Raw genomic sequence first — 11,524 nt, 5'->3', positions numbered from 1 at the left:
CAATGGCGGCGGTCACCCCTTCAGGTGCAGTTTCCATGCCACTGCACCTGGGGACGTGCGCCAGATGACGTATGGCGGGCACGGGGCTTGCTGCCTATGATGGAACAGCTCTCGCCAGATCACCCCCGTGCGCCATAGCACGCCCCTCGTGGTCACCCCGCATCGGCTGACGCGCGAGCCAACAACACCAGCATTGAGTACAACGACATGGAACTGACGCCTCGCGAAAAAGACAAGCTGCTGATCTTTACCGCCGCCCTGCTGGCCGAGCGCCGCAAGGCCCGGGGCCTCAAGCTCAACTACCCCGAGGCCATGGCCCTGATCAGCGCCGCCGTGATGGAAGGTGCCCGCGACGGCAAGACCGTGGCGCAGCTGATGAGCGAGGGCCGCACGGTGCTGACCCGCGCGGACGTGATGGACGGCATCGCCGAGATGATTCCGGACATCCAGGTCGAGGCCACCTTCCCCGACGGCACCAAGCTCGTCACCGTGCACCAGCCGATCGTCTGACCCCTTTTCTCCCTCTTTCTCTCTGTGGAGCCCCCATGCGCATCGCACTCTCACACCGCCACACAGCCGCTCTTCTCTTCATGGCTGCCAGTGCCATCAGTACCAGTGCCGTCGCCCATACCGGCGCTGAAACCCACATCCACAGCAGTTTTCTGAGCGGCTTTGCCCACCCATTTTTTGGCCTGGACCACCTGGCCGCCATGGTGGCCGTGGGCCTGTGGAGCGCCCTGGCCGCGCGCGGCGCCGGCCGCGAACTGCTGTGGGGCCCCGTGGGCTTTGCCGCCATGCTGCTGGCGGGCGCCGTGCTGGGCCTGCAGGGTGTGGCACTGCCCGCGGTGGAACCGATGATTGCGGCCTCGCTGCTGGCCACCGGCCTGCTCGTCGTGTCGCGCCTGCGCGTTCCCGGCCTGGTGGCCGCGCTGGGCGTGGGGGTGTTTGCCGTGTTCCATGGCGTGGCCCACGGCCACGAGCTGGCGGGCAGCGACAGCGCCTGGCAAACCCTGGCGGGCATGCTGGCCGCCACCGTGCTGCTGCATGGCGCGGGCCTGGCGGCGGGCTGGGCGCTGCGCCACCGCCACGTGTGGCTGGCGCGCGCTGCGGGTGCGGGCGTGGCAGTGTTCGGTGGTGCGCTGCTGGCGCAGATGGCCTGAGCCAATCCGCCCCACAGGAGCATCCCATGATCCCAGGCGAACTCTTCACCGAACCCGGCGAACACCCGCTCAACACGGGCCGCCGCACCCTCACGCTGGTGGTGCGCAACACCGGCGACCGCCCCATCCAGGTGGGCTCGCACTACCACTTTGCCGAGACCAACAACGCACTGGGCTTTGACCGCGCCGCCGCACGCGGCATGCGGCTGAACATCGCATCGGGCACGGCCGTGCGCTTCGAGCCCGGCCAGGAGCGCACCGTGGAACTGGTGGACTACGCGGGCCAGCGCCGGGTGTATGGCTTTCAAGGCCTGACGCACGGCGCCCTGTAGAAATATCAAGCCAAAACGGCCTCCAGGGCTTGTTGAATAAGCGCTGGCAGCTATCAAAAATATAGTCATCAGTTCTCGCGGAGCACACCCCATGGCAACCATTGGACGACGCGCCTACGCCGAAATGTTCGGCCCCACCGTGGGCGACCGCGTGCGCCTGGCCGATACCGAACTCATCCTCGAAGTCGAGGCCGACCACACGCTGCGCGCCGGCAGCTATGGCGAAGAAGTGAAGTTCGGCGGCGGCAAGACCATCCGCGACGGCATGGCGCAAAGCCAGCGCAGCAATGCACAAGGCGCGGTGGACACGGTGCTGACCAACGCCCTGGTGGTGGATCACACCGGCATCTTCAAGGCCGATATCGGACTCAGGGCAGGCCGCATTGCCGCCATCGGCAAGGCGGGCAACCCCGACACCCAGCCGGGCGTGGACATCATCATCGGCCCCGGCACCGAGGTCATCAGCTGCGAGGGCAACATCGTCACCGCGGGCGGCATCGACAGCCACATCCACTTCATCTGCCCGCAGCAGATCGAGGAAGCCCTGGCCAGCGGCGTGACCACCATGCTGGGCGGCGGCACCGGCCCCGCCACGGGCACGCTGGCCACCACCTGCACGTCGGGCCCCTTCAACCTGGAGCGCATGCTGCAGGCGGCAGACGCCTTCCCCATGAACCTGGGCTTTCTGGGCAAGGGCAACGCCAGCCTGCCCGATGCGCTGCATGAGCAGATCAACGCGGGCGCCATCGGCCTCAAGCTGCACGAGGACTGGGGCACCACCCCCTCGGCCATCAGCAACTGCCTGGACGTGGCCGAAGCCACCGACACGCAGGTGGCCATCCACTCTGACACGCTCAACGAATCGGGCTTTGTGGAGGACACCATCGCCGCCGTGGGCGGGCGCGGCATCTGCGCCTTCCACACCGAAGGTGCGGGTGGCGGCCACGCGCCGGACATCCTGCGCGTGGTGGGCGAGGAGAACTTCCTGCCCAGCTCCACCAACCCCACCATGCCCTACACGCACAACACGCTCGATGAACATGTGGACATGCTCATGGTGTGCCACCACCTCGATGCCAGCATTGCCGAGGACCTGGCCTTTGCCGAAAGCCGCATCCGCAAGGAGACCATCGCCGCCGAGGACATCCTGCACGACCTGGGCGCCATCAGCATGATGTCCAGCGACAGCCAGGCCATGGGCCGCGTGGGCGAAGTCATCCTGCGCACCTGGCAGACCGCGCACAAGATGAAGGTGCAGCGCGGCAGCCTGGCCGGCGACACCGCCCGGAGCGACAACACGCGCATCAAGCGCTACGTGGCCAAGTACACCATCAACCCGGCCATCGCCCACGGCATCAGCCACGAGGTGGGCTCGCTGGAGGTGGGCAAGTGGGCCGACATCGTGATCTGGAAACCCGCGTTCTTCGGCGTGAAGCCCGCGCTCATCCTGAAGGGCGGGCTGATCGCCATGGCCGCGATGGGCGATCCGAACGCCTCCATCCCCACGCCCCAGCCCGTGCACTACCGGCCCATGTTCGGCGCGTTCGGCGGGGCCATTGCCAAGACGTCGCTCACCTTCGTGTCGCAGGCGGGTCTGGCCGCCGGCATTGGCGAACGCTTCGGCCTGCGCAAGACGCTGTCCGCCGTGCACAACATCCGCGGCATCCGCAAGCGCGACATGGTGCACAACAGCTACGCCCCGAAGATGGAAGTGGACGCACAAACCTACACCGTGCGCGCCGACGGCCAACTGCTCACCTGCGAGCCCGCCACGGTGCTGCCCATGGCGCAGCGGTACTTCCTGTTCTGAGGTCGCGCTCCGTGAATGCTGTGCTGCAAGACCTGCACATCCGCCTGGACGATCTGAGCGATCCACGCATCGAAGCCTTCATGCAGGAACACCTGCAGGACATGTACGCGGTGTCGCCGCCGGAAAGCGTGCATGCCCTGGAGATGGACCAGCTGCGCCAGCCCGAGATCGCCTTCTGGTCCGCCTGGCTGCCTGACGCGGAGGGCGACGTGCTGGTGGGCACCGGCGCGCTCAAGCAGCTCGACGCCACCCACGCCGAACTCAAGTCCATGCGCACCAGCGCCCGCCACCGGGGCCAGGGCATCGCCCGCCAGTTGCTGAACCACCTGCTCCACGAGGCCCGCTCGCGCGGCTTTGCCCGCATGAGCCTGGAGACGGGCCCGCAGCCCTTCTTCGAGCCCGCGCGCCAGCTGTATTTCCAGAACGGCTTTTCCGAGTGCGGCCCCTTTGCCGACTACGGCCCCGACCCTTACAGCTTCTTCATGACCCGTCGGCTGTAAACCGGGGGCGCCCAACAGGGTTGCGCCCCTGGCCGACAATGCGCGGTCTACCCGCTGGAACAAAGAAAAGAAACGCCATGATCCAAGCCTCCAAGCTCATCCCCCAAGGCAAAGGCCTTGCTCCCGTTCTGGCCAAGCGCGCCACCACCATCGAACTGGACTGGGACGTGCGCCAGAAAAGCCGTTTCGCGGCCACCGACTCCGCCGGGCGCGAGCTGGGCATCTTCCTGCCGCGCGGCACGCTGGTGCGCGGTGGCGATGTGCTCGTGGCCGAAGACGGCTCCATGGTCCGCGTGATCGCGGCGCCGCAGCCCGTGCTGGTCATCACACACTGCGCCAACCATGGCAGCCCGTTCGACCTGACCCGCGCCGCCTACCACCTGGGCAACCGCCATGTGCCCATCGAGCTGCAGCCCGATCACCTCAAGATCGAACCTGACCACGTGCTGGCCGACATGCTGCGCGCCATGCACTTGATCGTCAAAGCGCAGGACCTGCCGTTTGAACCCGAGGGCGGCGCCTATGCCGCAGGGCACGGCGGCCATGACCATGACCACGGGCACGATCATGGGCATTCCCACGATGCCGGCCAGGGTCACGGCCATGCGCACGGACACGAACAAGGCGCCGCCCCGGCCCGCGCCCGCCCCGTGGCCATCCCGGTCGTCGCCCAGGGCCATGTGCACGGCCCCGGCTGCAACCACGGCCATGACCATGAAAGCCACGGACACAGCCACTGACGGGCTGAGTACATCCCTTCCCCGCCATGCGCCTCGAACGCCCCGCCTCCCTGCCGGCAGCCAGCCTGCTGCAGCTCATCTGGCTCGCCTCGCCCGCGCTGCCCGTGGGCGGTTTCTCGTATTCCGAGGGGCTGGAAAGCGCGATTGAAAACGCAGGCATCGCCAGCGAAGCCGCCGTGGCCGACTGGCTGCTGGACCAGTTGCACATCACCCAGGCACGCGGCGACATGGCCCTGATCGCCAAGGCCGTGGGCGCCTGGCGCCGCGCCGACTGGGCGCATGTGCGTGAACTCAACGACTGGGTGCTGCACACCCGTGAAACCAGCGAACTGAGGCTGCAGACCGAGCAGATGGGCCGGTCGATGGCCGACTGGCTGCGCAACCAGCACCAGGACGATGAAGAGACCCTGCCCAGAATCCGCCACCTGGCCGCACTGCCCCCGACCTACCCCGTGGCATTCGCGCTGGCCGCCTCCACCACCCAGGCGCCCGTGCGCGACGTGCTGCTGGCCTACGCCTTTGGCTGGGCCGAAAACATGGTCCAGGCCGCACTCAAGTCCATGCAACTGGGTCAAAGCGCCGGCCAGCGCATCCTGGCGCGCCTGGCCGATGCCATCCCCCCCGCCGCCGACCACGCCATCGGCCTGATGGACAGCAAGCGCCAGGCCTTTTCTCCCATGCTGGCCATCCTGAGTTCCCAGCACGAAACCCAATACTCCCGCCTCTTCCGATCATGACCACCAGCACCCTGCACCACATCCCGAACCGTACCAAGCAACTGCCCCCCCTGCGCGTGGGCATCGGCGGCCCGGTAGGCTCCGGCAAGACCACGCTGCTGGAAATGCTGTGCAAGGCCATGCGCGACGACTACGACCTCATCGCCATCACCAACGACATCTACACCAAGGAAGACCAGCGCCTGCTGACCGTGAGCGGCGCGCTGCCCCCCGAGCGCATCCTGGGCGTGGAGACCGGAGGCTGCCCCCACACCGCCATCCGCGAAGACTGCTCCATCAACCTCGAAGCCATCGACCGCATGCTGGGCGAGTTCCCCAATGCCGACATCGTGTTCGTGGAAAGCGGCGGCGACAACCTCGCCGCCACCTTCAGCCCCGAGCTGAGCGACCTCACCATCTACGTCATCGACGTCGCCGCCGGCGAAAAAATCCCCCGCAAGGGCGGCCCCGGCATCACCAAGAGCGACCTGTTCATCATCAACAAGACCGACCTGGCCCCCCACGTGGGCGCCAACCTGGACGTCATGCACGCCGACACCACCCGCATGCGCACCAACGCCCAGGGCCTCAAGCCCTTCGTGATGACCAACCTCAAGACATTGGCAGGCGTGGCCGATGTGGTGAAGTTCATCGAGACGCGCGGCATGCTGCAAAAACCCGCGCCCGCCGTGGGCTAGAATTCGCGCCTTCCCTCCCGGAGACTTGGGTGAGCGGTTTAAACCAGCAGTCTTGAAAACTGCCGACGGGCAACCGTCCGTGAGTTCGAATCTCACAGTCTCCGCCATGCCTTGACGCGGCTTTTCAGCCGTGCAAGTAGCTCGCTGTCCTTCTCAGCCTCGAGAGCCGCGATAGCAATCCAGTGCTCTGGATTTTCTCCTAATTCGATAGCAACATTGCCAGCCATGACAGGGCTTAACCGGCCTTTGCTTCTCGCAACATAGAACGCTTCAGGCGTCACATTGAATTGTCGCGCCCATTGCGCAGGGTGCTGCTTTTCGAGGGCTTTTGCCCACAAATCCATAGTCGTGTTCATGCTAAGTACCCGTTTGGAATAACAGGGTTTTAGCATTTTTCGTTGCCCGCGTTCATAACAGGTAGTTAGCCTAACGCCCTGTTATCCAACAGGAGCCGCCTTGTACACGACCGTTTGCACATCCCCTGCCAATCAACGCCGAGGCATCAGCTTGGCGGCTCCTGTCTCAGCATGGCAGGGGGTGTGCACCCTGCTGCGCTGCTATCGCTCGGCGCGCATGTCCATCAATTCGGCGGGCATGGTCGGAACCGCTGGTGATTCGAAGTCGTCTCTGACGCGGTCAATGTCCGGCACTCGCGGATATCGCAGCACCCGATACCCCGCATTCACTAGCAGCACATCGCGGGCTCCGTCTTCCTTCTCCCGCCCTCGATGGCTGCTGTCGTCCAGCTCCACCACAGCCAAAACGCGGAATGCCTTGTCGCAAACCACGAAGTCCGCAACCTTGCGATCGAACGTGTTGCGCGCCGCATATGACCGTGCTGTCAGTAGCGCACTGAAGCTCACTTGCGCCAGCACGACAAGCTCAGGTAAAGCCTGCACAAGCCGGTTGTACATGGCTTGCTCACGTTCGGTCATCAGTGCTTTTTGTTTGGGCTTTTCGCCTTTGCCTCCGCGCTTCTTGTTCGCCCCTGTCATCACTGCCACGACGACCAGCAGCAGGGCCAGCACTGCCAGCAAAACGAATAAATTTTTCATTGGTACTCCCTCCGTTGCAGGAGGAAGTTTCGCATGACCGATAGGCCCATCTTCAACCGTCAATCCGGCGCAGGCATGGTGCCCATGTTCATTGGTCGCGCCCCTCACCAATGGCAGCACGTCCTCGCCTTCCTCGATGCACTACCCAAGCAAGACGACGCGGCCGCGACCGGCAAGCGAAGCGCGGGCGCGGCCGCGTCGGCTGTTGTTGCTGATTCTTCTGCTATCAATTTTGGGGGGTGCGTAGCGTCAGCAACAGCTGTCCCCGATGGTAATCACGGGGACAACTTCGAAGGGGGCAGAGCGTGACCATCGCCACCCCCCTCGTCCTCGATGGGAACGAAGTCCTGCTTCGTTTGCACGAAGAGCGCACCGTGACGGGTTCGCCAGTCCATATCGACTGGCTGCGCTTCACGTTGAATCTCCGGTTCGCTCCCATCCCCACGGTGGACACCCTGTTTCCCCCACGTGACGACACCGCCGATTGGGAAAAATCCGCCCACACCATCAGCGAAGAAGACCGCCGACGCCACGACTTGGCCCGCATCCTTCGTGGCCTGGATGATCCCGACTTCGCAGCCACCACCCAGGCCCTGGAGCTTGCAGAGAACGTGTGCGAACTGCTGGGCGATGGCTTCACCGTGGACCCTGAGCTGAAGAAGGGCCACGACTTCTACCGCTACCGCTGGTCGATCATGCGCGCTGGTTCCGAATGCGGCTGGGTCGGATGCCTGTCCAGCGGCGACAGCCCGCGGCAGTCCGCCCAGGCCAAAACCCTGCACTGCAACCTCTACGGCGCGGCCTGCACTTTCGCCCGCCCTGGCTGGCACTACCAGATGGCCGACTATCTGGAAGAGCACCGCGCAGTGGTCACGCGCTGCGATCTGGCGCTTGATTTCTTCGAGGGCATCTCAGGCGGCATGGACCGCATCGGCGCCGACTATGACGCGGGTTTGATGGATCACCTCGGCCACCGGCCTAAACACAGCTGCGTGGGTGCATGGCGCGCTGGTGGCGTCGGCCGCTCCTTCTACTTCGGCAGCAAGGCCGCAGGCAAGCAGACCAACGTCTATGACAAGGGTGTGCAGCTGTACGGCGAGCAGGATGCCACCGGCTGGCAACGCATCGAAGTGCGCTACGGCAACCAAAAGCGCTTGCTCCCTGTCGATCTGCTGCGCAGGCCCGCCAACTTCTTTGCAGGCACCAGCGAATGGCACGCGCTGCTGCTGGCCGAGCACGGCGAAGTGGCCCAGGCAGAACCCATCAAAACAGAGCCGCGCCTACCGCTCGAAACGCTGATGGCCGAGTGCACGCGCAACGCACGTTGGTTCTTCTCCACCGCTGGCAAATCCGCCGCCCTGGCCTTCCTCTACATGGACCGAGAAACCCTGGCGGGCTTTATCGAGAACTGTGCCGAGCTTCCTGGCCGCCTGTCGAAGTTCAAGCGTCAGGAGGTCGAGCGCGTCTATCAAGCGATGTTCAAAAAAGTCTCTGGCACCAGCGTTGGCCCCGCTGCGTTCGCTGCATAACCCAGGCCAAAAAAAGGAAACCCAAATGCGTATGCAAAGCCAAGCCGTGTTGCACGGTATCAAGTCCAGCAAGGGCGACTACGAAGGCCGCGCTTTCGACTCCACCACGTTCCACCTCTCGGTGGACATGGGTCAAAGTTCCAGCGGCGAGAGCATCGGCGTGGTCACCCGCCCGTTCAAGTTCGGCGACTCGTCGGAGTTCCAGAAGTGGGCCCACCTCAAGGCCAAATGGCCCATCACCGGCGTGATGTGCGATTGCGAATTCGACGTTGTGGCCGGTGCTGACAACTCCACCAAGCTCACGCTCCTGGGCATCCGCCCCGCAGCCACGGCCAAAGCCGCAGCCTGACCATGCGCCTCGTCATCCAGTCGCGCACCACGGGCTGCTTTCTCGCGCCCAACGTTGAGGACGGACAGCCCGAATGGGTCATGTTGCTGTCCGAGGCTGCAACGCTGGATGACGTCGAGACCTGCGTCCAGCTGATCGAAGACCACGCCGAGCCGTTTCACCGGCCCGCTGTCGTGGACCTTGACGACCTCTATGGAAAGTCCCTTCATGCCTGAAATCGACCTCCCTCACGTGGCCCGGCAACTCGCCATCCTGGGCATCTGCAGTGGCTTCGTTGGCGCTGCCCTGTGGACCCTCGTTACCGGCTCCCTCGGTGTCCTGGCCGCACGCCTGCACGCCCGCGCCATGCGCCGTCAACGCATCGCCCAGGCACGTGCCCGCGCTTCCGGTCATGCCTGAACAAACCATTCAATGCGCCTCGGCCTGCACGGTCACCGTGGTGCACGAAATCACGCTTCCCGTGCTCGACCTGAGCCCGGCTGAAGCGGCACAAATCAGCAGCGCCATCCTGCTGGTGTGGTCTGTGGGGTGGGCCTTCCGTGCCCTCATCCAGACCATTCGATCCGATGGAAATTCATCAACCCAAGAGGACTGAAAAATGAACCGCTTCAATGCACAAACCCGCCGCTTCGCCACTGCCGCCGCAGTCGGTGCCCTGGCCCTCGCCAACAACGCGCACGCCGCCATCGATGTGACCGCCGTGGTCACTGAAATCGGTGCCGCTGTCACTCCCATCGGCCTGATCGGCGCTGCCGTGCTGCTGGTTGTGGTGGCCGTGGCTTCGTTCAAGTGGGTGCGTCGCGCTATCTCCTAAGCGTCCCTCGCATGTGCTCCCTGACCGGCCGGCAGGGGCCTTGCAAAAGTCCACGCGGTGGGCTTCTTCAAGGTGCAAAGCAAATGGGCCTCTTCGTCATCGTCGCAATCCTGGGGGCCGCATGGCTGATCTTTACCGCTTGATCTCTAGCGTGCTCGCCCTGGCGGTCTTGTTGATTGCTGCTGCAGTCTCGCCGCCGGTTGGGGCTGCTTTCAGTCCCACGCCCGGCCATAGCTACAGCGCATCTAACGGCCAGAATGGGTTTCCGACCGCGCTTGCTGCATGTCAGTCGCTAGGCGGTACATCTGTTGGCTCTTTCAGCAATGATCAGGCGTACTGCTATCAGTCCGGCACCACGGGATTTAAGGGCCTTGTGAGTCGGTATGCGGCATCTACCTGCCCCTCTGGCAGCACGCTGGGGGGAGGGCAATGCACGTGCAACGCTGGGTTTGACGAGTTCCAGAATCAATGCCTGCCCGCTTGCGCGGCGGGTTGGACCCGTGGCACCGATGGCGCGTGCAAGCGCGACAACCCGTGCGGGGAAGGTATGCATGAGGAAGGCGGCGCCTGCGTCCCCGACAACTGCAAACCCGATGAGGTCCGCGTCAACGGCGTGTGCGTCAAAGAGCCTCCCTGCGAGCCTGGATACACCCGCATCAACGGCAAGTGCGTGAAAGACAAATGCCCGAAGGCTGGCACCAGCGCCGGGGATGGCTGGGAGATGTCCTCTGCGGCCACGGAGTACACATGTGAAGACCAGGGCGTGAGCTATGACGGCCCGGTCCAGTACTGCATGATCAAGCTGGTGAACAACATGGACGTCAGCTACAACGGCAAGACGTTTTACTATGGGCGCGGCACATACACGGGCGGTCAGTGCCAGGGTGGCACGGGTGGCGGCGATGGTCCCGGCACTGGCCCCGGTGAAGGACCTGGCGAGGGTCCGGGCGAAGGTCCCGGCACGGGTCCTGGTACTGATCCTGGCACCAACCCTGGTGGCGGTCCCAAGCCACCGGACCCTAACAATCCGCCCCCTCCGCCGCCGCCTCCGGTCCCCCCGGACAGCAATGGCAATTGCCCGCCTGGAACCCAGCGCTACAGCAACGGTAACTGCTATGCGCCCACCCCGCCGCCGCAGCCTCCAAACAGCAACGGCACGTGTCCCCCTGGAACCTCCAAGGTAGGCACCAGCTGCGTTTCTCCCTCGCCGCCCGGCAAGCCCATACCGGAAAAGCCAAACGAGAACGGCGACTGTGGCCCGGGCTTCCACCGTGAGGGGAACTGGTGCGTGATCAATCCCAAACCGCCCGAAGGCGGCACCTGCCCCGTGGGTACGCACTTGGTGAATGAAGTGTGCGTTTGGAATGCCGGTGTACCGCCCGATGGGGGCGGCAATGGCAATGGCAACGGGGATGGCGACGGCGACGGAGAGAGCGGATTTGCTGGCTCGTGTGTCGCGGGGTTCTCATGCGAGGGCGATGCCATCCAGTGCGCGATTGCGAAAGAACAGCACATCAGGGCCTGCAAGCTGTTTGACGACAAAAGCGCGGAGTCTGAGCTCTACGGCAAGGAAAAGGGCAAGGAGGGTGAGCAGACAAAAGACCTTCCCGGCAACAAGTCCGAGACCATGACGGGCCGCATCAACATGAGCGATGCATTGGGTGGTGGTGGTCAGTGCATTCAGGACCTGAGCGTCGTTGTGATGGGCCAGTCTATGACCCTGCCTTTCAGCAAGATCTGTCCAAGCATCGCGGTCATTGGAAACATCATGGTCGCGGTGTCGCTGCTGCTGGCCGCTCGTATTCTTGTGAGGGGGTAAGC

At 64.4% G+C, this 11,524-nt stretch carries 17 protein-coding genes and 1 tRNA gene; 16 read left to right on the top strand and 2 right to left on the bottom strand.

All coding sequences use genetic code 11. The annotated features are described in order from the left end of the window. Positions 1–207 precede the first annotated feature (207 nt). The 9 genes from AC3RCE_RS06205 to AC3RCE_RS06165 all read left to right on the top strand — a co-directional run bounded on the left by AC3RCE_RS06205 (position 208) and on the right by AC3RCE_RS06165 (position 6,063). Positions 208–510, top strand: a complete 303-nt coding sequence (locus AC3RCE_RS06205) for an urease subunit gamma (RefSeq protein WP_055399013.1) — start codon at positions 208–210, stop codon at positions 508–510. Between the two features lie 35 nt (positions 511–545). After that, the gene (locus tag AC3RCE_RS06200) at positions 546–1,160 is read left to right on the top strand and encodes a HupE/UreJ family protein (protein ID WP_218341494.1); all 615 of its coding nucleotides are present in this window, start codon (positions 546–548) and stop codon (positions 1,158–1,160) included. A 26-nt stretch (positions 1,161–1,186) separates the two neighbouring features. Beyond that, complete coding sequence (locus tag AC3RCE_RS06195; RefSeq protein WP_218341495.1) at positions 1,187–1,492, top strand: urease subunit beta; 306 nt, start codon at positions 1,187–1,189, stop codon at positions 1,490–1,492. A 91-nt stretch (positions 1,493–1,583) separates the two neighbouring features. Continuing rightward, positions 1,584–3,302 (top strand): urease subunit alpha, encoded by a 1,719-nt coding sequence (gene ureC, locus AC3RCE_RS06190; protein WP_492254728.1) that lies wholly within the window; start codon positions 1,584–1,586, stop codon positions 3,300–3,302. A gap of 11 nt (positions 3,303–3,313) precedes the next feature. After that, complete coding sequence (locus AC3RCE_RS06185) at positions 3,314–3,802, top strand: GNAT family N-acetyltransferase (protein ID WP_492254727.1); 489 nt, start codon at positions 3,314–3,316, stop codon at positions 3,800–3,802. A 77-nt stretch (positions 3,803–3,879) separates the two neighbouring features. Beyond that, the gene (ureE, locus tag AC3RCE_RS06180) at positions 3,880–4,542 is read left to right on the top strand and encodes an urease accessory protein UreE (protein ID WP_492254726.1); all 663 of its coding nucleotides are present in this window, start codon (positions 3,880–3,882) and stop codon (positions 4,540–4,542) included. A 26-nt stretch (positions 4,543–4,568) separates the two neighbouring features. Next, positions 4,569–5,279 carry an urease accessory protein UreF gene (locus AC3RCE_RS06175; protein WP_492254725.1) on the top strand — a complete coding sequence of 237 codons (711 nt, stop codon included), beginning with the start codon at positions 4,569–4,571 and terminating at the stop codon, positions 5,277–5,279. After that, on the top strand, positions 5,276–5,956 hold the full coding sequence (gene ureG / locus AC3RCE_RS06170) for an urease accessory protein UreG (RefSeq protein WP_218293566.1): 681 nt from the start codon (positions 5,276–5,278) through the stop codon (positions 5,954–5,956). Before AC3RCE_RS06175 ends, ureG begins: the two co-directional genes overlap by 4 nt. A 19-nt stretch (positions 5,957–5,975) precedes the next feature. Next, a tRNA-Ser gene (locus AC3RCE_RS06165) sits at positions 5,976–6,063 on the top strand. On the opposite strand, the gene AC3RCE_RS06160 is transcribed toward AC3RCE_RS06165, so the two are convergent. Both AC3RCE_RS06160 and AC3RCE_RS06155 read right to left on the bottom strand, forming a co-directional pair. Then, positions 6,049–6,312 (bottom strand): hypothetical protein, encoded by a 264-nt coding sequence (locus AC3RCE_RS06160; protein WP_218293565.1) that lies wholly within the window; start codon positions 6,310–6,312, stop codon positions 6,049–6,051. The two genes, AC3RCE_RS06165 and AC3RCE_RS06160, sit on opposite strands and share 15 nt — an antisense overlap. Positions 6,313–6,513: 201 nt before the next feature. Further along, positions 6,514–7,011 carry a DUF2726 domain-containing protein gene (locus tag AC3RCE_RS06155; protein WP_218293564.1) on the bottom strand — a complete coding sequence of 166 codons (498 nt, stop codon included), beginning with the start codon at positions 7,009–7,011 and terminating at the stop codon, positions 6,514–6,516. Positions 7,012–7,316: 305 nt separating this feature from the next. Here AC3RCE_RS06155 and AC3RCE_RS06150 point away from each other — a divergent pair, with 305 nt between their 5' ends. The 7 genes from AC3RCE_RS06150 (at position 7,317) to AC3RCE_RS06120 (ending at position 11,522) form a co-directional block, all read left to right on the top strand. Continuing rightward, entirely contained in the window at positions 7,317–8,540 is a 1,224-nt protein-coding gene (locus tag AC3RCE_RS06150) for a replication initiation factor domain-containing protein (protein ID WP_218293563.1), read from the top strand. A 31-nt stretch (positions 8,541–8,571) separates the two neighbouring features. Continuing rightward, positions 8,572–8,889, top strand: coding sequence for a hypothetical protein (locus AC3RCE_RS06145; RefSeq protein WP_369641708.1), 318 nt, complete (start codon positions 8,572–8,574; stop codon positions 8,887–8,889). A gap of 2 nt (positions 8,890–8,891) precedes the next feature. Next, entirely contained in the window at positions 8,892–9,104 is a 213-nt protein-coding gene (locus tag AC3RCE_RS06140) for a hypothetical protein (RefSeq protein WP_218293561.1), read from the top strand. Then, positions 9,097–9,288, top strand: a complete 192-nt coding sequence (locus AC3RCE_RS06135) for a hypothetical protein (protein WP_218293560.1) — start codon at positions 9,097–9,099, stop codon at positions 9,286–9,288. The genes AC3RCE_RS06140 and AC3RCE_RS06135 overlap by 8 nt, the downstream gene beginning before the upstream one ends. Then, entirely contained in the window at positions 9,281–9,484 is a 204-nt protein-coding gene (locus AC3RCE_RS06130; protein WP_218293559.1) for a hypothetical protein, read from the top strand. The genes AC3RCE_RS06135 and AC3RCE_RS06130 overlap by 8 nt, the downstream gene beginning before the upstream one ends. Positions 9,485–9,487: 3 nt before the next feature. Further along, on the top strand, positions 9,488–9,703 hold the full coding sequence (locus tag AC3RCE_RS06125; RefSeq protein WP_492254724.1) for a major capsid protein: 216 nt from the start codon (positions 9,488–9,490) through the stop codon (positions 9,701–9,703). A gap of 121 nt (positions 9,704–9,824) precedes the next feature. After that, a complete protein-coding gene (locus AC3RCE_RS06120; protein WP_492254723.1) occupies positions 9,825–11,522 on the top strand; it encodes a virulence factor TspB C-terminal domain-related protein in 1,698 nt (565 codons plus the stop codon). Positions 11,523–11,524 lie beyond the last annotated feature (2 nt).

The organism is Acidovorax sp. GW823-FHT05D11, from assembly GCF_058795695.1.
Note: the sequence above shows the minus strand (reverse complement) of the source record. Positions and strands in the feature narration are given on the sequence as shown.

Bases quoted from the DNA above. Each gene is read 5' to 3' on its own strand.
- AC3RCE_RS06205 (WP_055399013.1), top strand. From the start codon at position 208: ATGGAACTGACGCCTCGCGAAAAAGACAAGCTGCTGATCTTTACCGCC.
- AC3RCE_RS06200 (WP_218341494.1), top strand. From the start codon at position 546: ATGCGCATCGCACTCTCACACCGCCACACAGCCGCTCTTCTCTTCATG.
- AC3RCE_RS06195 (WP_218341495.1), top strand. From the start codon at position 1,187: ATGATCCCAGGCGAACTCTTCACCGAACCCGGCGAACACCCGCTCAAC.
- ureC (WP_492254728.1), top strand. From the start codon at position 1,584: ATGGCAACCATTGGACGACGCGCCTACGCCGAAATGTTCGGCCCCACC.
- ureE (WP_492254726.1), top strand. From the start codon at position 3,880: ATGATCCAAGCCTCCAAGCTCATCCCCCAAGGCAAAGGCCTTGCTCCC.
- AC3RCE_RS06175 (WP_492254725.1), top strand. From the start codon at position 4,569: ATGCGCCTCGAACGCCCCGCCTCCCTGCCGGCAGCCAGCCTGCTGCAG.
- ureG (WP_218293566.1), top strand. From the start codon at position 5,276: ATGACCACCAGCACCCTGCACCACATCCCGAACCGTACCAAGCAACTG.
- AC3RCE_RS06160 (WP_218293565.1), bottom strand. From the start codon at position 6,312: ATGAACACGACTATGGATTTGTGGGCAAAAGCCCTCGAAAAGCAGCAC.
- AC3RCE_RS06155 (WP_218293564.1), bottom strand. From the start codon at position 7,011: ATGAAAAATTTATTCGTTTTGCTGGCAGTGCTGGCCCTGCTGCTGGTC.
- AC3RCE_RS06145 (WP_369641708.1), top strand. From the start codon at position 8,572: ATGCAAAGCCAAGCCGTGTTGCACGGTATCAAGTCCAGCAAGGGCGAC.
- AC3RCE_RS06140 (WP_218293561.1), top strand. From the start codon at position 8,892: ATGCGCCTCGTCATCCAGTCGCGCACCACGGGCTGCTTTCTCGCGCCC.
- AC3RCE_RS06135 (WP_218293560.1), top strand. From the start codon at position 9,097: ATGCCTGAAATCGACCTCCCTCACGTGGCCCGGCAACTCGCCATCCTG.
- AC3RCE_RS06130 (WP_218293559.1), top strand. From the start codon at position 9,281: ATGCCTGAACAAACCATTCAATGCGCCTCGGCCTGCACGGTCACCGTG.
- AC3RCE_RS06125 (WP_492254724.1), top strand. From the start codon at position 9,488: ATGAACCGCTTCAATGCACAAACCCGCCGCTTCGCCACTGCCGCCGCA.
- AC3RCE_RS06120 (WP_492254723.1), top strand. From the start codon at position 9,825: ATGGCTGATCTTTACCGCTTGATCTCTAGCGTGCTCGCCCTGGCGGTC.